At 35.0% G+C, this 19021-nt stretch carries 13 protein-coding genes and 1 pseudogene; 9 read left to right on the plus strand and 5 right to left on the minus strand.

Features of this window, described 5'->3' with window-relative positions:
• Positions 1-939: 939 nt before the first annotated feature.
• The 7 genes from AZF04_RS16310 (at position 940) to manA (ending at position 9685) form a co-directional block, all read left to right on the plus strand.
• Positions 940-1395 carry a PTS sugar transporter subunit IIA gene (locus AZF04_RS16310; RefSeq protein ID WP_061949657.1) on the plus strand — a complete coding sequence of 152 codons (456 nt, stop codon included), beginning with the start codon at positions 940-942 and terminating at the stop codon, positions 1393-1395.
• A 2-nt stretch (positions 1396-1397) separates the two neighbouring features.
• Entirely contained in the window at positions 1398-1721 is a 324-nt protein-coding gene (locus tag AZF04_RS16315) for a PTS fructose transporter subunit IIB (RefSeq protein WP_061949658.1), read from the plus strand.
• A gap of 19 nt (positions 1722-1740) precedes the next feature.
• Positions 1741-2862 (plus strand): PTS fructose transporter subunit IIC, encoded by a 1122-nt coding sequence (locus AZF04_RS16320; RefSeq protein ID WP_061949659.1) that lies wholly within the window; start codon positions 1741-1743, stop codon positions 2860-2862.
• Positions 2863-2992: 130 nt separating this feature from the next.
• Positions 2993-5629 (plus strand): mannosylglycerate hydrolase, encoded by a 2637-nt coding sequence (gene mngB / locus AZF04_RS16325; RefSeq protein WP_061949660.1) that lies wholly within the window; start codon positions 2993-2995, stop codon positions 5627-5629.
• Between the two features lie 205 nt (positions 5630-5834).
• A complete protein-coding gene (locus tag AZF04_RS16330; protein WP_061949661.1) occupies positions 5835-7754 on the plus strand; it encodes a BglG family transcription antiterminator in 1920 nt (639 codons plus the stop codon).
• Positions 7755-7801: 47 nt separating this feature from the next.
• Positions 7802-8665 carry an ROK family protein gene (locus AZF04_RS16335; protein WP_061949662.1) on the plus strand — a complete coding sequence of 288 codons (864 nt, stop codon included), beginning with the start codon at positions 7802-7804 and terminating at the stop codon, positions 8663-8665.
• Between the two features lie 60 nt (positions 8666-8725).
• Entirely contained in the window at positions 8726-9685 is a 960-nt protein-coding gene (manA, locus tag AZF04_RS16340; RefSeq protein ID WP_174522644.1) for a mannose-6-phosphate isomerase, class I, read from the plus strand.
• A gap of 237 nt (positions 9686-9922) precedes the next feature.
• Here manA and AZF04_RS16345 read toward each other — a convergent pair whose 3' ends face one another.
• From AZF04_RS16345 to AZF04_RS16355, 3 genes are read right to left on the minus strand one after another with little or no spacing between them, the layout of a single operon-like run.
• Positions 9923-10591 (minus strand): YesK family protein, encoded by a 669-nt coding sequence (locus AZF04_RS16345; protein ID WP_061949663.1) that lies wholly within the window; start codon positions 10589-10591, stop codon positions 9923-9925.
• A gap of 15 nt (positions 10592-10606) precedes the next feature.
• Positions 10607-11098 carry a hypothetical protein gene (locus tag AZF04_RS16350; protein ID WP_061949664.1) on the minus strand — a complete coding sequence of 164 codons (492 nt, stop codon included), beginning with the start codon at positions 11096-11098 and terminating at the stop codon, positions 10607-10609.
• A gap of 4 nt (positions 11099-11102) precedes the next feature.
• Complete coding sequence (locus tag AZF04_RS16355; protein ID WP_061949665.1) at positions 11103-11594, minus strand: RNA polymerase sigma factor; 492 nt, start codon at positions 11592-11594, stop codon at positions 11103-11105.
• 653 nt (positions 11595-12247) lie between these two features.
• On the opposite strand from AZF04_RS16355, the pseudogene AZF04_RS16365 reads away from it, so the two are divergent.
• A pseudogene (locus tag AZF04_RS16365) lies at positions 12248-13191 on the plus strand (DUF2268 domain-containing putative Zn-dependent protease).
• A 582-nt stretch (positions 13192-13773) separates the two neighbouring features.
• On the opposite strand, the gene AZF04_RS16370 reads toward AZF04_RS16365, so the two are convergent.
• Positions 13774-14559 carry a sulfite exporter TauE/SafE family protein gene (locus tag AZF04_RS16370; RefSeq protein WP_061949667.1) on the minus strand — a complete coding sequence of 262 codons (786 nt, stop codon included), beginning with the start codon at positions 14557-14559 and terminating at the stop codon, positions 13774-13776.
• A gap of 290 nt (positions 14560-14849) precedes the next feature.
• Positions 14850-15734, minus strand: coding sequence for a selenium metabolism-associated LysR family transcriptional regulator (locus AZF04_RS16375; protein ID WP_061949668.1), 885 nt, complete (start codon positions 15732-15734; stop codon positions 14850-14852).
• 199 nt (positions 15735-15933) lie between these two features.
• Here AZF04_RS16375 and AZF04_RS16380 point away from each other — a divergent pair, with 199 nt between their 5' ends.
• Complete coding sequence (locus tag AZF04_RS16380; RefSeq protein WP_061949669.1) at positions 15934-18843, plus strand: glycosyl hydrolase 115 family protein; 2910 nt, start codon at positions 15934-15936, stop codon at positions 18841-18843.
• Positions 18844-19021 lie beyond the last annotated feature (178 nt).

Consider the following 19021-nt stretch of genomic DNA (forward strand, 5'->3'; position numbering starts at 1 on the left):
AACAAGTGAATTCTGAAACACTCAGTACATTTTTATAATAAAGGTTGGTTTTATTCACTTATAGAGCAATGTTGAAATCCACTCCATTAGTTTTTAAAAAATCAACCTAGTGATAATCTTTTTGGATCTGTTATGCTTGTTTATAGGAGGTAAAGTACAATGACTCATAAAACTTTACTAAGATGGTTAGAAAGTAGCTCTTGAAATGAAGATGAAATTGATTTTCTTATTACATTTATTCCGATGATGTCAGCCATAAAAACTCAGCCTAATCAGGCAGCTGAAATTTGTCTGTTAATCAACCAACAGTTTCCAAAAGCTAATCTATCGCCAAAGGAGAATTATTTAGATGTTCATACATTTACTAGCGTGATAGAAAGATATACCTCTAATAAAGTGAAAACTGAAGATTTATTGAGACGAATGTCAGCACAAAACTTATGTAAGCCTCTTTGTGAATTCCTTTTGCATCAAGCTCATAATGCTAAATAATCATTATAAAAATTGTATCATAAAAAATAGTTATTTTTGAAATAAATAGTAATTGTATTCTAAAGATCTAATTTTCGAGATTTTTTTTACGATCTCTGAGATTAAGGTCTTTTTCTTATTCTGCCATTTCTAATGCTAATAGAGGTTTTAACGTATATTAAAAGTGACTAAAAATTTTTACTGTAGCAGGGCCAACTTCTGTTTTAAATATTGAAAGGAGTAAACGTATTGAAACCGGTTCGTCATACATCTAGCGATTTTCTCATCGAGGTCCCATACCCAATGTTTTTCAAAAAAGAAAAGCTGGATGGTTGTTGTAACGACGATTCTGAATATACTTAGTTCACTTTCTTCCAAGTTAATTGGTCAAAGTCTGTATTAAGCATTTTACGAGGAGGATTTATACTAATTGGTGTAAGCGATATCACTGGAAAGGGGAGTTTTTGATTGCTATTACAGGAAAATCAGATATTTTTAGATATAGAATTGAGCAATCGAGATGATGTCTTGGATTTAATTTCCTCAAAGGCACAGGAATTAGGTGTAATCCAAGATAAGGAGACTTTAGTTCAAGATTTAATTAGTAGAGAAAATAAATACTCTACGGCTTTTCAAGAAGGCATTGCCATTCCGCATGCTAAAAGCGAGACGGTTAACAAAGCCGCTTTATTTTTTATTAAAATGAATCAAAAAATTGATTGGAACTCTCCAGATCAATTTAAAGTACGGTTTATATTTGCAATTCTTGTCCTGACAGAGGAGGCAGGAACGAGACATCTTCAAATTTTATCAGCTTTGGCAGGTAACTTAATGGAAGAAGATTTTCAGGAAAGCTTGTCTACTATTGAGACAAAAGAAGATGTGATGAATTTATTAAAAAGTGTTGAAAAGGAGGTTGTTTAAAGATGAAATTTGTCGGAGTAACAGCTTGTATCGCTGGTTTAGCACATACACCAATGGCTGCTAAAGCGCTTGAAAAAGCAGGTGCAAAGCTTGGTCATACTGTAAAAATGGAGCAGCAGGGAGCTTTAGGTCTTGTAAATGAAGTAACAGAAGAAGATGTTCAAGACGCTGATGCTGTTATTATCGCTGCAGATAAGGCGATTGAAGGAGAAGAACGTTTTAAAGGTAAGCCAGTTGTAAGAGTAAAACTAGGTCAAGCAGTTTCTAATGGTGAAGCAGTAATTGAGAAAATTGTACAAGCCTTAGAAAAAAGAAAACAGTCCTAGGCTAATGGAGGAATGAAAAATGAAATCAAAAGTCGCAGAATTTAAAACACATTTAATGACAGGAATTTCCTATGTTCTTCCCGTTATTATTGCTGGGTCTTTGGTTGTTGCCGTATCCAAAATTATTGGTTTTCTTGCGGGATATACCGATTTAAATGAATTTGCAGATACAGGTGGTTTTCTACACTATGTTTATTTATTTGAACAAGTAGGTTGGACAGCGATTGGATTATTGAATCTAGTGCTTGCTGCCTTCATTGCTTTTTCGATTGCAGGTAGACCAGCGCTCGCAGCTGCTTTAGTTGGGGGAGCTCTAGCAACATCCACAAATGCTGGGTTTATTGGTGCCGTTGTGGCAGGTTTCTTTGCAGGCTGGGTTACAAATTGGGTGAAAAAGAAAATTGTTATTAATGGTTCTCTTGCCAATGCAGTGCCGCTTATTATCCTGCCTCTAATTACAGTGGGAGCAACTGGTATATTAATGGCACTTGTTCTAGGTGGACCATTAGGCTGGGTCAACACTTCGTTATTAGAATGGATTACAGCGATGACTCAAAGTAATGTAAATAACGTTGTATTAGCACTTGTTTTAGGAGCGATGATTGCTTTTGATATGGGTGGACCGGTTAATAAAGCAGCATGGATGGCAGGAAATGCCCTTTTAATGAGTGGAATTTATCTTCCAGCTATTATTGTAAACATTGCTATTTGTATCCCACCATTAGGGTATGGACTTGCGACTATGTTAAAAAAGAAAAATTACTCTCCAGAATTGAAGGAATCAGGAAAAGGCTCGTTTGTAATGGGGATTATAGGAATTACAGAAGGTGCGATTCCATTTACCTTAAAAAGCCCATTAAAGCTTATACCATTAAATGTTGTAGCCGGAGCCTCTGGTGCAGCGATCGCGATTCTTCTTGGTGCTCATGAAATTATGCCTCCTGTAGGCGGAGTTTATGGTTTCTTCACTGTAGGAAGCGGTTGGGCCTATCTAATAGGAATTCTTGCAGGAGCATTAATTATTGGTATCGGTGCAAATCTTCTCGTTGATTTTAGAAATGAAAAAAGTGAGAAAAAAGCTAAAAAAACAGAAGATAAAAAAGATGAGTTAGATGAACTCGAGATTGATTTTGATAATTAAATGATAAGGAAACCCTAAATAATAAACGTTTATCGTAGCGGATAGATTCCTGTCAACATCTATCCTGGCAGGAATTCATTTATTATAGATAACAAAACCAACTCAGAGAAAGAAAGGGAGTTAAAAGGTAATGAAAAAAACAAAGGTTCATGTTATTCCACATACTCACTGGGACAGAGAATGGTATTTTACATCATCACGTTCAACCGTGTATCTTGTTAAGCATTTGAGTGAGGTTTTAGACAAGCTGGAAAAAGACGAAGAATTCAAGTATTACTTAATGGATGCTCAAACCTCTTTAATCGAGGATTATTTAAAATATCGTCCAGAAGATAAAGAGAGAATTGAAAAATTAGTTTCAGCTAAACGATTATTGACGGGACCATGGTTTACGCAAACCGATCAGTTGGTCATTTCACAGGAATCAGTGACAAGAAACCTTTTATATGGAACTAAATATGCGAAACAATTGGGTCATTCTATGGAAATTGGTTATGTGCCAGATGCATTTGGACAAGGTGGAAACATGCCACAAATCTATAAAAATTTTGGGATTGATCGATTCTTATTTTGGCGTGGGGTAGCAGATAACCGTTTAAAGCAAACCGAATTTATATGGGAAGGCGATGACGGTACCCAAATGCTTGCCGAACAAATTCCATTTGGATATTACCATGGCGGAAACATCCCAGAAGACGATAAAGATGTACTTCCTTATGTGGAAGAGTTTATCGGGAAATTAGAAGCAAAAGCTTCAACAAAAAATGTTTATTTTCCTAATGGATTAGACCAGGCTCCAATGAGAGTAAACCTTCCTGAGATTATTAAAAGATTTAATCAACTTGATAGTAATCGAGAGTATGTGCTGCAGTCTCCAGAGAAGTTCTTTGATGAGCTCGAGAAAGACGTAGATAATCTCCCAGTTATTAAAGGAGAATTAACAGAGGGCAAGCATAGTCGACTGCACAAATCGATATTCTCAACAAGAGCGGATTTAAAGCAATCAAACAATGAAATTGAAAATTTCCTTGCAAATGTATTAGAGCCTATTCTTTCTATTAGCTATTCTTTAGGAAATCCTTACCCTCACAAGGAGCTTGAGGAAATCTGGAAGCTAATGTTTGAAAATGCCGCTCATGATAGTATTGGTGGTTGTAATAGTGATACAACGAACCTTGATGTGAAATTCCGTTATAAATTAGCAGACGAAAAAGCTAAAAATCTACTTGATATTCATATGCGATTAGTTTCAGAAAGAATTCCGTATCAACATGATTTAAACTTTACTTTATTTAACCCAATAGCTTATCGTCGTTCAGGAGTTGTAAAGATCGCTCTTTATATTCCAGAGGAAAACTTTACGATTAAAGATTATGATGGAAACACGATTCCTCATGCGATTTTAAATAAAGTAGAATTAACAGACTATGTTCTGAAGCAAACGATTCAATTGAATCCAAGTAAGAATATCTATATGCCGAAGAAGGTTTACTTGGCTGAAATTCTATTATATACAACAAATCTTAATGGCTTAGGTTACAGCAGCTATTATTTAGATTTAAATGATGAGGGTGCAAGTAAAACGATAGAGCAGTCTAATAAGCAGCATATTGAAAATGACTATTTTGACATTAAGCTTGCAGATAATAACACGTTAACGATTGTTGACAAAAACTCTTCAAAGGAATATACAAACCAAATGATTTTTGTTGAAAATGGAGATGATGGGGATTCTTATAATTATTCTCCACCAAGACAAGATTTAGTATCTTATTCAACAGAATCTGAAATAATAAATGTGAACTACTTTGCTTCTGAGGTAGAAGAGCACCTAGAATTCACGTTAAAAATGAAGGTTCCTTATAATTTAGAAGAGAGAGCTAATCAGGTTGCTGACCGTGATTTTGTGCTAAAAACAACGGTTTCACTAAGAAAGAATGAAGAGCTGATTCGTTTTGAAGTTGAGGCGGACAATCAAGTTTTAAGTCACCGTCTATGTGTTCAATTCAATACAGAAATCGCTAGTAAATTCTCGACTGCGGATCAACTGTTTGGAACGGTTACTAGACCTGTTTATTTGCCAGAGATGGAAGTCTGGGAGGAAGAAAAATGGGAAGAAGCACCGATTTCAATTGAACCAATGCAAAGCTTTGTTTCTTTACACGATGCTCAAAGTGTAGCTACCGTATTTACTGAAGGAGTTAGAGAGTATGAAATCGTGGGAAATGATTATGATACGATTCAATTAACTTTATTTAGAACCTTTAGTCATATGGGGAAAACAGACTTATTGTATCGTCCAGGTCGAGCCTCTGGAGAAACCATTGTCGAAACACCAGATGCGCAATTATTAGGAAAAGTGAAGTCAACCTTTGCTTATCGTATTCAAAATAATACAACCTTCGATGAAGCGGATATTGCAAAAACGGCAAAAGAATATTTGTCACCAGTTGCCTATTACCAGTTTTCTGATTTTTTAAACGGTCGAATGATTTATGTATATCGTGATGAAGAGAAAACAAATGATTTATCATACAATCTCTTCAATTATGAAAGCATGGATTCGATTATCAGTACGATTAAAAAGGCGGAAGAAAGTAATGAATTAATTGTACGTGTTTTCAATCCGTATGTAGATAAATTATCTACTATTGAAGAAGAATTAGTGAAAAAGGGTCAGTTTGTTATGCTTGATGAAGTAACAGAAGCAGACAGATTGGAAACCTTAAAGCCGTATCAATTTAGCACGATTTCTATTTCTTTATAAATTAAAATAACACAGGTTTCCACCTGCTATTAAAGTAGGTGGAAATTCTTTAAATACAACGCTTCTAAACTAGAGTTGAATCTATTTATTCTACTGCATAAAAGTTATAATATGACTATCTATCATGTCATTTATAAAACGTTGCAAGGCTTCATCTCTATATTATTATATTGAGGAACATTCCTTCATGGAGAGGAGAATTACAATGTTTACTGATATTCGGAAGAATAAAATATTTAACCTTCTGGAAGAAAATCAGTTTGAATGGAACGGAGACAAGCTAGGAGAACTTTTATCTATTTCTGATCGGACTGTTCGCAAAGAAATTAAGGAAATGAATGAAGTTTGCAAAAATCACGGCTTTCTTATTAAAAATATGCGTGGACAAGGATTATATTTTGATGTGTTTGACCAACAAAATTTTCTTCAGTTTAAGAGCAGTAATACTTCCTCTCCACTTTATTTTGATATTAATACAAAAGATGGACGCATGAAGCAATGTATCCTTACTTTGCTATATGAGCATCAATACATCACCTTAGAAGAATTAGCAGAAAAGATGTTTGTGAGCAGAACGACGATAAGCTCGGAGATTAATGGAATTCGAACGCTTTTGGATTCTCATCAGCTTGTTTTGCATTCAAAGGTAGGGAAAGGGATATTCATTGAAGGTTCAGAGTTTCAGAAACGTAACACCTTAGTATCGATCATTGATTATAGTATTGATTATTCTCAAATTGAAAAATATTTTGATTGGCAAGAACAAAGAGATGATGTAGAAACGTTACAAAAAAAACTACCTCTTTTATTTAGTCTGCATCATCTATATTTTACGGATGAAAACTTAAACCATTTCATCTATTACCTGGTTATTATGGCTGATAGGATTAAGCATCAATTTATTCTTGAGCAAGAAGCTAAACCAGAGCAGGTTGGTCCTTATGCTCCATTGATGGATTCGTTAATGAGTCTGTTATCCGACCTCTTTAAAATAAATATACCTCAATCGGAGAAGGACAATCTTTTTGTTCAAGTAAAAAGTAAAATGATTTATAAACCGGATCAAGACCCGCTTTATAATGAAATGCTTGAAGCTTATATTGAATCCTTTTTAGATAAAATCAATGAAAACTATTATTATGATTTGAGTAAGGATGAGCAATTGAGAAATGACTTGAGGAGTCATATTCATTCAATGCTTTATCGAGCAGAAAATAATATTAGAGTGAGAAATCCAATGGAGGAGCATATTAAAAAGTATTTTCCTCTAGCTTACGAGGTTACTTTATATGCTATTAAGTCTATAAAAGATGAGTTCCCTTATGAAATTAACCTTGGGGAAATTGCTTATTTAGCTCTTCATATTGGTGCCTCATTAGAACGGAATTATCAGGTTAAATATGAGCGTCATAACTCCTGTTTGATTGTTTGTGGTTCTGGGTTTGGAACGGCGCGAATGATTGAAACAACCATTAAGCAAGCGATTCCGAATTTGTTCATTACAAAAACGATATCCGCACAAAAGTATAGTGTGCTACCCTATATAGAGGAAGATGTTGTCATTACATCTGTTCAGATAGAAGAGAAAAACAAACCTGTTTTCAAAATAGAAACCCTTCCTTCCAAAAAAGAAATCATTGAGCTTGATAAGAAAATTACGAGGGAGCTAAGTCAAACAACCGATCTTTTATTAAAGTATTTTTCACCGACTTTCTTTTTTAAGAAATCTTTTAAAAATAAAGAAGAGGCGATCAAAATTTTAACGAAAGCGATGGCTGAAGAAAAAGTAATTGATGATGAAGCTGAATTTACAAAAGCGATTTTCAAGAGAGAGGAACTTGGCTCGACCGTCATTGGTGAAGGAGTTGCGATTCCTCATCCTTTAAATCTGCTATCAAAGCGAACACAAATTGGAATTGCGCTTGCCGAAGAGCCGATTGAATGGGCAAATGGTCAGCAAACACAATTAATTTTCTTATTAGCGATAAGTAAAGAAGATTATGAGGAAGCGATGGGGATTTACGATTTTATTGTTGAAATTATTAGAGAAAACCAAGCGGAAATCCTTAGCTCAGCAAGAAGTTTTAACGAATTTATTTTAAAAGCTAAATTAATATATGAATAAGGGTTTTGATTGCATTAAAATAGGACAACAGAATTGGGGGAAATGGAATGTTAGCTGCAATTGAAGCGGGTGGAACGAAGTTTGTTTGTGCAGTCGGTGATGAGACAGGTCGTATAGTCGATAGAATAAAAATTCCGACGACAATTCCAGAGGAAACAATGACTGAAGTCATAAAGTTCTTTAAAAAATATACGGTGAAATCCATTGGGATTGGATCATTTGGCCCCATCGATATTAACGAAGACAGCCCAGCCTATGGACATATTACTTCTACTCCTAAATTGGCTTGGAAAGACTATCCTATTGTTGAGACCATGAAGAAGGCCTTTGGAGTTCCCGTTGGCTTTAACACGGATGTCAATGCTGCTGCCTTGGGTGAAGCGACTTTTGGTGCTGCCAAGGGGCTAGATAGCTGCTTATACATCACAGTTGGAACAGGCATTGGAGCAGGAGCGATTGTACAAGGACAGCTACTTCAAGGGTTATCACACCCTGAGATGGGACATATCTTAGTCAGACGTCATCCAAATGATTCATATGAAGGGAATTGTCCGTATCATGGAGATTGTCTCGAGGGAATGGCAGCAGGTCCTGCAATTGAAAATAGATGGGGATTAAAAGGAGCAGAACTATCAGAAAGAGAGGAAGTATGGGACTTGGAGGGCTATTACTTAGCACAAGCCATTATGCAATATTCTCTAATTCTTTCTCCTAAAAAAATAATTCTTGGCGGAGGAGTTAGTAATCAAAAGCAGGTATTCGAAGCGATCCACAAATATTTACCTGAATTTATTCAGAATTACATCTCGCTTCCAGAGCTTTCGAGTTACATTGTAAAACCAGGACTAGGTGATGATTCTGGGATTTCAGGAGCATTAATGCTCGCTTCCAGAGCTTTAGAAAATAATTAAATCTCTAGATGTTGCACTATTATGGATGAAATATGAAAAAGTGAACGATTGGAGGCACATATGAGTGTAATGGAACCTATTTTTTTACAGCCTGTTTTTCAGGAGAGAATCTGGGGTGGCGAAAAATTAAATACGCAATTTGGTTATGAAATCCCATCTAAACTAACAGGGGAAGCATGGGTAATCTCTGCACACCCGAATGGACAAAGCAAGGTTGAAAACGGCAGGCTTGCTGGCAAAACCTTAAAAGAGGTTTGGGAAAACGAGGGCGAGCTTTTTAATAAAAGTAAAAATCAAGAAGAAGACTATCCTTTATTAGTCAAAATACTAGATGCTGCAGAAAACTTATCAGTACAAGTACATCCAGATGACCAATATGCTCGTGAAGTAGAGGGGGTTCCTTATGGAAAAACCGAATGCTGGTATGTCATTAGTGCAGAAGAAGATTCAGAGCTTATTATCGGACATCATGCAAAAAGTCATCAAGAACTGAAAGATATGGTGGACTCAGGACATTGGGACAAGCTACTTAGACGGGTTAAAGTACAGGCTGGTGATTTTGTCTATGTACCAAGTGGCACTATTCACGCAATTGGAAAAGGAATTGTGATTCTTGAAACACAGCAAAGCTCAGATATTACGTATCGAGTATATGATTATGATCGAACAGACTCCGAGGGTAATAAACGGGAATTACATTTAGAGCAATCTATTCAGGTCACAACGGTCCCACACGAGGATTATGCAGTGAGCAGTAGTGAAAAGGTCTATGGTGAATTATTAGAAAAGAAATTGGTTGAAGAGTATTATTTCAAGGTCTATCATTGGCAGCTTAACGGTGAGGCAGCCCTTCAATTAGAGAACGACTTTTTACAAGTGAGTGTATTAGAAGGAGAAGCCGTTCTGACTATTAATGGAACCGATTATCACATTAAAAAAGGAAAACATTTTATCTTACCAAACGGTATAAAGGAATACAGCCTAAAAGGAAAAGCTGAATTCATCGTATCTCATGTCTAAAATGACCTGATCGTATGGGGGAGTTCAGCATTAAAATTACTTCTAATATAAAAGGCCGATGACATTTAAAAAGTCATCGGCTTTGTGCTGTCTATAGTGATTAAATGAATCTTATTTCTGTTTGTAAAGGAGTGGAGCCTAATGATACTAATCAACATTAATCAAAGGAAGTCATGAATGCATGCTCACATCAGTAGCAAAACGATTCCTTTTATTTAACCATTATGGATGAATCTTTTATTGAGTAATGACATCCATTTTGGAATGAATGATTTCTCCTTGATCGGTTTTAATGGTTAAAGGTTCAACTATTTGATCAATACCAATACGAGAGTAAGGTATTCTACCTTCCTCACCTCCTGAATTGGTAATATGAATGATTATTTCCGTATTTCCTATTTTTCTAATCGTATTTATTTCTAATTGTGAACCTTCATAATCATTTCCTAATTGGATGTGAACTTGTTTCTTTCCTTCTGATATAGTTGATATCTGATAATAACTAGATGTTGTACTCTCACTCATTAGTAGATATCCTTCATCGATGGTCCAATAAGGATCACTTGAAACAAGCGTCCAAATAATAGTAGAAAATAATAGGAAAGGAATCATAATTAGTAAAGCTTGATCTAGCTTGTTGTATTTAGTGTTCTTCATTCTTTTTGTGAAAAATGGAAGAAATAAGACACCCAAAAAAGCTACAGTTGCTATGCTTACACCAAGAAATCCATAACCTAACCCTTCAAAACCACCTACCTTAAAAAAGCCATAAAGTATAATTAAAATTCCAATTATAAAAGTTATTAAAGGAGCTAAATACAACTTTTCTACTTTCTTTGAAATAATTAACGTAAATACGAAAATGAGTATACCGATAAATAACCCAAAGATATTAATTGCTGACAAAATAACCGCCTCCTATTATAAAAAAATCGGTATTATTCGGTCTAAAAATAAGACAATCATTAAGTCAAAAAGAATGAAATACCAGAGCCATTTTTTATTGAAAAATACAATGGATAATATATTTAAAAAAATCATAGTAGGAAAATAAAACATAAAAGTACCTGCTTTTATATAGTCCATAGCTGCTTGTGCAGATAATTCCAAATTGTAGAAGCTAAGTGCAGAAAAGACGATAAGAAAAATAATGATTATTCGAATAGAAATAAATAGCCATTTTAGTCCACGATTAAATTGCAGTAGTTTTTTAAAAGGTGCTATCTCTCTTGATTCCATTTGTTGATACTTCGGAAAAGGAGTCTCATCATTGATTATTTCATTATAAAGTCGCTGGCAATCACTGCACTCATTCATATGCTCTAAAACAATATCTTTTGCTTCCTTCTCTAATTCATCTAGAATGGGAATTAATTCATTAGATAGGATATGAATTTTTTCTTCCTCTTTCATGAAGTCACCTCTTTTTAGCTAGCTGTTTTCTTATTCGAAACACTTTAGATTTAATGGTTGATACAGGAATATTTAAAAGCTCACTAATTTCTTGATAATCATAACCATAATGAAATTTTGCTAATAATATTAATCTATCTGTTTTCGATACCATACTTAACACATGATCAATTTGTGAATTAAGTAGTGCCTGTGCTTCAGGTGTTTGATTATTGATTAATAAATTTTCTATAATATTTTCTTCCTTTAGTAAATCGGGCTTCTTCTTTTTGTAATAATCGAGTAGTGTATTTTTTGCCGCTTTAATTAACCAACTTTTTATGTGATGAACATCTTGAACCATAGATGGATTGGTTAAAATTTTAGAAAATAAATCTTGAATAATGTCATCTGCTATTGCCTCATTTTTGGTTAAATGAAATAAGAAATTCTTTAGATAGAGGTAATAATCTTTATATAGATTTTCAATAACCTTATATAGATTGTCTGTTGTCATTTTAATCCTCCATAAATATCCACAATAAAGAGACGATTATAAAACAAAAAAGTTGCATGAAATTTACTTGAATCGAAAAAAACTACAATTCCCATAAATTAGAAGCTATTTTTTGTTCATAGTTTTGATTTAAATAATTCACAAGCCCTTTAAAATATGTTTACTTAAAAGAGTGAATTTTATCATTATTCTATAAGTGATCGAAACCCAACATTCATTATAAAAATGTCTTGAATGTTTGCGAATTCACTTGTTGATTGTAACGATAGGTAGTGACTCCCAAAGGATGAGCGCAGTCTGAAGATCCACTCTGACGAAGCTCTGCCTAGTAAGAGTTAGCTGAAGACAAGCCCTTGGGAAAGCATCTACCTATAGTGAAAATCAAAAACCTAATTGGTCGTTTTTCATTAAAAGTTAGAAATGATGAAATGGATTCAAAGTTTTTTGAAAAATTTTTTTTAGATAAACTAGCCCTCCTTTTTATCATAAGAAGGGGGAGCCTATTTGTGTCTTCACCTATTAAGGTTAGAAGTTGTATTGACATTCACGCTGCGTAATCGTTTAGCCTTAAAATGTGAAGGTGAATGGTTTACTGGTGAATAAACGTGTAACCAATCACTGTACTCCATTATTAGAGGAAGAAGTGTGATAATATGAGCTTGAAATATAGAATTATAGACACATTTGAACAGTATCAAGAAATGCTAGCCGTTACCGATTTAGAAGAGAGAAAGAATTATTTTCGTTACACCATGATGCTACCATTTAAGGAGATGTGGAGTACTATTAATGTCCCGCTTAAAGCAAAACAGGAAAACGGGTATGATGTTCTCATGGCTTCAAAAATGTTAGGCTATGCAGATATTTTTAATGATAAGCAAATTATAGAAGGGTTATCTATTTTAAAAGAGAAGAATATAGATTTGCTAGTAGAACATACAGTTAAAGCATGTATGGATAGAGCAAATGAAGTGGGTTTGAAAATAAATGCTGAGGAAATAGTGTTTGCCATGTATGTCGCTGATCCAGATGAATTAAAACTTCAAAATGGCTATACAGGATTTGGAGGTATTCCTGGTTTTATTACGGTAAATATTTTTCCGAATGAGCAGAACGTAACTAAAATTCCTGCCATTATTGCTCATGAGTTTCATCATAATATTCGCTTTTCTTATTTCGAATGGGATCATGGAAATGTAACAGTTGGAGATTACCTTGTCATAGAAGGATTGGCTGATTCATTTGCAAAGGAAATGTATGGAGAGGAGCAACTAGGACCTTGGATTACAAAAATGGATAAAGATGATTTAGAGTACTCGATTCATGTAATTGGAGCGGCATTAAATATTAAAGGATTTGCAGAAGTAAGCAGTTATATGTTTGGAGATGAATAGCTAAAAAAGCAGGATACAATCCTGTTGGTCTATCCTTTTGTGCTGGTTATGCAGTTGGTTATGAAGTAGTTCAATCCTTCATGAAAAAACAAAATACAACCATTTATGAAACGACATTATTGTCTACTCATGAAATTATAAATGGCTCTGGCTTATTTGATTTCTTAGAAAATAATAAAAATGAATCCAATCAATTTAAATAGAGGATTCTACTGAAGAAGCAGGAAGACGATGAAGTTTTGAGGAAACAGGGATTTTCCATGTAGATAAGCATCCTAAACCATTAAATCCTTTAATAGAGAAGTTAATAAATCAATATGTAACTGCTTTTAAGTAAAGAAAGGAATTCCTGTAAATAATTTTACTTAAAATGAGTCTTATTGATAAGCATGAGGTGAGTTTGCTTTAACCTATTTAGAAAACTAAGAGGCAGCGACAAAACTTGTTTTAAAATCACCACATGAGAGAAAATTGAAATGATGTTTAATGGATGCAAACATTAAGAACGAACCATGAACCCTCCTTACAGTGTGAAAAAAGGAGTTTTTTTTAAAGGGTAGAAGGCGTAAGCTAGCGGACACAAGGCACGAAGACTTAGTGGGAGGAAGTGGCCATTCCGAAATCCACTTTTAAAAAAGTTAGTTCGGCAGCACCCCACCGGACGCGAAGTGCCTTGGGGAAGCGGAAAGCGGGGCACCGAAGTTGTGTGGAAACATTCGTTCATGAGTATTGTCCCGTCCTCCGTTTTTTGTGTTTACTATGTAGTACTTTTTATGAATCAATAATCAACCAAAGTACATTCGAAAACCTATTAATATTAAGACGAGAGAAAGCATTTGCATAATCACTTTGTTAGGTATCCACTTTGAAAATCGTACTCCTAGCTGTGAACCGATAATGACCCCTATGCCACCACAAAGTACAATCATCCAATCTATGCTGTTATAAGCAATCTGTAGGGAAACCCCAAATGTTGAATAGATACATAGTGTAAAGATAGAAGTAGCAGTTGCTTGTCTTATTGAATAACGACAAAGATAAACTAGTACCGGAACAATTAGCCAACCACCACCAATTCCTAAATAGCTAGACAAAATACCCATCATAAACCCAAAAGGAATGAGCCACTTTATAGGGAAGGTTTTAGCTGTTAAATTCTCTTCTTTATTGAGATTCATATTCGTTTTATGGCGACTTTCAAAATGAATATTTTTACTAAAGAGGAAAACCCCTAACCCTACTAAAAATGTAGCAAATACAATATAAAAATATTGAGATGTATACATTTGTAAAAGCCAAACTCCGATTAAAGAACCAGGAAGTGCACTGACTCCTATCATAAAGCCAACTTTGTATTGAATGTTTTGTTCATTTCTGTATCCTACTAGCGCTGACAGTGAATTAATGAGAACAATCGCTAATCCTGTTCCAGCTGCAATAGCAGGGTCGATTTGAAAGAGAAGTAATAATGCTGGAACAAAAATAAATCCACCACCAGAGCCTATAATTGATCCATAGCCTCCAGATAATAAGCCAATCAAAAATAATAAAAGTATCGTTGTCATGTCCATGTATGTAGTTGCCTCCTAAGCTCTCTAACACTATTATCTCAGAAGGAGTGTGGTATAGATAATCACGTTTTGTTATAGGGTATAACCAAATCGGTTTAGGAGGATTTATCGAAAAAAGCGTTACGTTTTTTGGTGACTAATGTAGTCAAAAAACATTTCGCTCATTTTGAAAATCGTAGTATTGGGAAAAAAGCTACTCAAGCTTTGAGGTGTAGAAAGTAGTGTAATGACAAATATTAGTGAACCAGCCGTAATAAACCTTCAATTCCTTTGAAGATCAGCAAGTTTAACTATTGCGTTCTTATAAATTCAGTAAATGCTGTTACACTTTTTTTGGTAAATTTCTTGGGTTTCCATACCATCCAAAGGTTGCGAGAAAGCACTACATCTTTTATTTTTATCTCCTTTAAAAATCCTTGTTCAATTTCACGCGAAACCGTAAGCTTTGAGACAATACTAATGCCTAATCCCGCTTCAACGGCACTTTTAATTGCCTGAGTACTGCCGAGTTCCATATAACTATCGATTTTATCTAAAATCCCCCATTGTTTTAAAAAATTTTCCGTAATCGTTCTTGTTCCTGATGAGGGCTCTCTCCAAATCATTCTTTCTTGTAAAATTTCATTCATTTCGATTTCATTTTTATCAGACCAAGGGTGGTTAGGAGGATGGATTAATACTAGCTCATCTTCTTTCATTTTTTCTACAGATAGCTTAGTTGTTTCTACTAGCCCTTCAACTAGAGCGAAATCAATGATATCATCAAGGAGAAGCTCTAATATTTTCGGCGTGTTCTCTACAAATAATGATAGATGATAATCAGGGTTTTGATGCTTAAAGCTTCCAAGTAAGCGAGGCAATAAATATTCACCTATTGTAAGGCTTGCCCCTATCTTTAATGCGTGCTCATAGCCCTTTATACTAGTTGCCACCGCTTCTTTTGACTGATTGAAATCTTGAACAATAGATTTAGCGAATGGGTAAAGAATTTGACCGCTATCTGACAAAGTTAATCTGCCATCATTTCTATTAAATAAAAGCGTTCCATATTCAACTTCAAGCTGATGTATATGCTTGGTAACAGCAGGCTGTGTTAAATAGAGTTGCTTGGCTGTTTGGTTAATACTTCCTGTTTCTACAACAAGACAAAAGGTTTTTAATAACTGAATATTCATAATAGATTCTCCGTTTTTTTATTCTTTCTACTATCATTATATCTTTGTAAAAAGACGATGTCATTTCAGGTTCGATTTTTATCGTATCTGATGAAAAACCATGTAAGAAGTAATAAACTAATACATGAAACCGCTTACTACGGGTGTCAATCAACTTAGGAATAAAGAGGCTGTGTTATAAAATCGAGGAGGATATTCAATGAATTTTATTTTAAGTAAAGAGATGTTGAAAAAGTCTGAGCAGTCAGTTGCTGCATTGTTTTATGAGGAGGATGAAGCGTTTAATGGAGTAAAAAAAGTCGCGAAAAAGGTTATGCAGGATATTGAGCTGGTTTTAGGTGTTTTACCTATGAAAACAACAGATAAAGAACAGCTCGGAAAGTACGTTATTATATTTGGAACGATAGGGAGGAGTACTATTTTAACTGAACTAGATGAGAAGAATTTAATTAACTTATCTGAGATAAAGGGGAAAAGAGAAGTTTTTCTTTGTCAATTAGTCGATCATCCAATAGGAGGAGTGGAAAAGGCATTTGTCATCGCAGGTAGTGATAAACGAGGAACTATTTATGGGCTTTTTCATCTTTCTGAACGATTAGGTGTATCACCACTTGTTAATTGGAACCGAGTATATCCACAGCAAAAAAAGACAGTATCTTTGGGAGAAAGTTATCATTATCTTTCAAAGGAGCCTTCCGTTAAATACCGTGGCTTTTTTATAAACGATGAATGGCCAGCTTTTGGAAATTGGACGAACAAACATTTTGATGGATTTAATGCTGACATGTATGAGCATGTTTTTGAACTACTGTTAAGGCTAAAAGGCAACTATTTGTGGCCTGCTATGTGGTCAGCTCGTTTTAATGATGACGGTCCAGGATTAGCTAATGCGGAATTGGCAAACGAATATGGTGTCATTATGGGGGCTTCTCATCACGAGCCATGTTTACGCTATGGGGAAGAATATAAATATTTACGAGGCGAGAATTCAATTTACGGAGATTCTTGGAACTTTATTAATAATAGAGAAGGAATTATAAAGTTTTGGCAAGATGGTTTAAAGAGAACTGGTCATTTTGAAAATGTCATAACGATGGGAATGAGAGGAGAAGCGGACACTTCTATTATGGGGAAAGAGTCAACATTGGCTGATAATATTCAATTACTTCGTGATGTATTGGAAACTCAAAACGACTTGATAGAGAATCACATTAATCCTAATCTATCAGAGGTCCCTAGAATGCTTGCTTTATATAAGGAGGTAGAACCATTTTTTTATGGTGATAAACAAACGGCTGGACTGAAAAATTCGGAGGAGCTAGAAAACGTTATACTCATGCTTTGTGATGATAATCATGGAAATCTTCGAACATTGCCTACTGAAGAAATGAGGAAGCATTCGGGTGGGTATGGAATGTATTATCATTTTGATTATCATGGAGGACCTATATCCTATGAATGGATAAACAGTTCATACCTTCCTAAGGTGTGGGAGCAAATGACGATGGCTTACGATTTTGGTGTTCGAGACCTCTGGATTGTCAATGTGGGAGATATTGCTACTCAAGAATTTCCATTATCCTACTTTTTAGATTTGGCCTATGACTTTGAAAAGTGGGGAACCAGTTCCATAAATAAAACAGATGCATATACACAGGAATGGGTAAGTCAACAGTTTTCTGGGGCTTTCGAACAAGAAGAATTACAAGATATCTTTCAGCTTTTAACGGGTTATACGAAGATCGCACATAAACGTCGACCAGAGACGATAAATGTAGGGGTTTATCATGCCGTCCATTACCAGGAAGCGGACATTACTTTGCAAGAAATCAATAGACTATTAACGATCGCCGAGAGACTCTTTGAAAGAGTGGATAAAAAGAATGCTTCTTCCTTCTTTTCATTAATCTATTATCCGGCTGTTGGGAATCTAAATCTACAAAAAATGTGGCTGTTAACTGAAAAAAATCATTATGATGCCAAGTTAGGAAAAATGGAGGCAAATAAGTTAGCGGATAGAATTAGAGAATGCCTAAAAAGAGATAAAGAGCTTGTAGAGGAATACCATTCGATCGATCATGAAAGATGGTTTGGAATGGGGCTCTCTGAGCATATCGGATTTCAGCATTGGAATGAGGAGGAGTGTCAAAATCCAATTACTATGCAGGTATGGCCTGCCAATAAACCGCGTTTAGTTGTTTCTGTAAATGGAGTAAATCAACATACAGAGGGACCGGCTTGGCACAATAATCAAGTGTTTTTAAATGATTTTTTACACTCTGATAGAGAAAGAGCCTCCTTTACCGTTTCTAGTCTCAGTGAGTTAAGAGCTGAATATGAAATTGTCTGTGAGGATGAATGGTTAAGCTGTTCTAAGAAAAAAGGGCTATTAGATGGGATAGAAAAAACCTTTGAGGAAATTGAAGTGAGGATTGACCGGCAAAAAATGGACGGCGAAACAGTAGGGGAAATAACTGTTAGTATGCCTTGTGGAACCTGTAAAATCATTGTTCATGCAACAGCAGAGGATTATAGTGAGCTACCCAATATGACTTTTATTGAACAGGATGATTATATTTCAATCGAAGCAGAGCATTATTTTTTAAATGAAGAAGGAGTTCACCGAGAAGAAGCTAGTAGATTTCAAGTCATACAGGGATATGGGAAGACATTATCAGCAGTAAAAGCTTTCCCAACTACAGCTTATTTCTCTGAAATTGAGGATGCGCCTTATCTCGAATATAATTTATTTGTGAAGAAAGCCGGTACTTATTCATTAGAATTATACACACAGCCTTCAAATCCCGAAACAACGAATCAACCCATATTTTGTGGAATTCAAATCGATGAAGGTAAAAAGAATGTGGAGAGTATTTTACCAAAAGGATTTCGTGTCGATGATCCTAATTGGGCTGCTGGCGTTTTAAATAATATTCATAGAAGCTATCATTCAATTCAATGCCAAGAAGGGTTAAATAAGCTTAAAATATTCGCAGTCAGTCCCGGATTTGTATTGGAAAAGCTAGTCATTTACCAAGAAGGAAAACAGCCAGCAGAGAGCTATTTAGGGCCGCCGGAAACCTACTATGTCGGAAGAAATAAGAAATAATAACAGAGAATCGATTTGTAATGTAAGAGGTTTGACCTTTAAAGGTTAAACCTCTTTTTAGATTAATTTCTATTTAGGAAAGATACCTCACTTGTTCTGAAGTGGACGAGCTCTTTTTGAGCGCCTTTTGCCGGTTAGGAGCTTGATAACAGAGGAAAGGCTCAAAAGAAAGAGCCCT

It is taken from the genome of Alkalihalobacillus trypoxylicola (assembly GCF_001590785.1).
Taxonomy (GTDB): domain Bacteria; phylum Bacillota; class Bacilli; order Bacillales; family Bacillaceae_D; genus Alkalihalobacillus; species Alkalihalobacillus trypoxylicola.

Excerpts from the sequence above, each read along its gene's own strand:
- AZF04_RS16315 (WP_061949658.1), top strand. The coding sequence starts at position 1,398 with ATGAAATTTGTCGGAGTAACAGCTTGTATCGCTGGTTTAGCACATACA.
- AZF04_RS16320 (WP_061949659.1), top strand. The coding sequence starts at position 1,741 with ATGAAATCAAAAGTCGCAGAATTTAAAACACATTTAATGACAGGAATT.
- mngB (WP_061949660.1), top strand. The coding sequence starts at position 2,993 with ATGAAAAAAACAAAGGTTCATGTTATTCCACATACTCACTGGGACAGA.
- AZF04_RS16330 (WP_061949661.1), top strand. The coding sequence starts at position 5,835 with ATGTTTACTGATATTCGGAAGAATAAAATATTTAACCTTCTGGAAGAA.
- AZF04_RS16335 (WP_061949662.1), top strand. The coding sequence starts at position 7,802 with ATGTTAGCTGCAATTGAAGCGGGTGGAACGAAGTTTGTTTGTGCAGTC.
- manA (WP_174522644.1), top strand. The coding sequence starts at position 8,726 with ATGAGTGTAATGGAACCTATTTTTTTACAGCCTGTTTTTCAGGAGAGA.
- AZF04_RS16350 (WP_061949664.1), bottom strand. The coding sequence starts at position 11,098 with ATGAAAGAGGAAGAAAAAATTCATATCCTATCTAATGAATTAATTCCC.
- AZF04_RS16355 (WP_061949665.1), bottom strand. The coding sequence starts at position 11,594 with ATGACAACAGACAATCTATATAAGGTTATTGAAAATCTATATAAAGAT.
- AZF04_RS16370 (WP_061949667.1), bottom strand. The coding sequence starts at position 14,559 with ATGGACATGACAACGATACTTTTATTATTTTTGATTGGCTTATTATCT.
- AZF04_RS16375 (WP_061949668.1), bottom strand. The coding sequence starts at position 15,734 with ATGAATATTCAGTTATTAAAAACCTTTTGTCTTGTTGTAGAAACAGGA.
- AZF04_RS16380 (WP_061949669.1), top strand. The coding sequence starts at position 15,934 with ATGAATTTTATTTTAAGTAAAGAGATGTTGAAAAAGTCTGAGCAGTCA.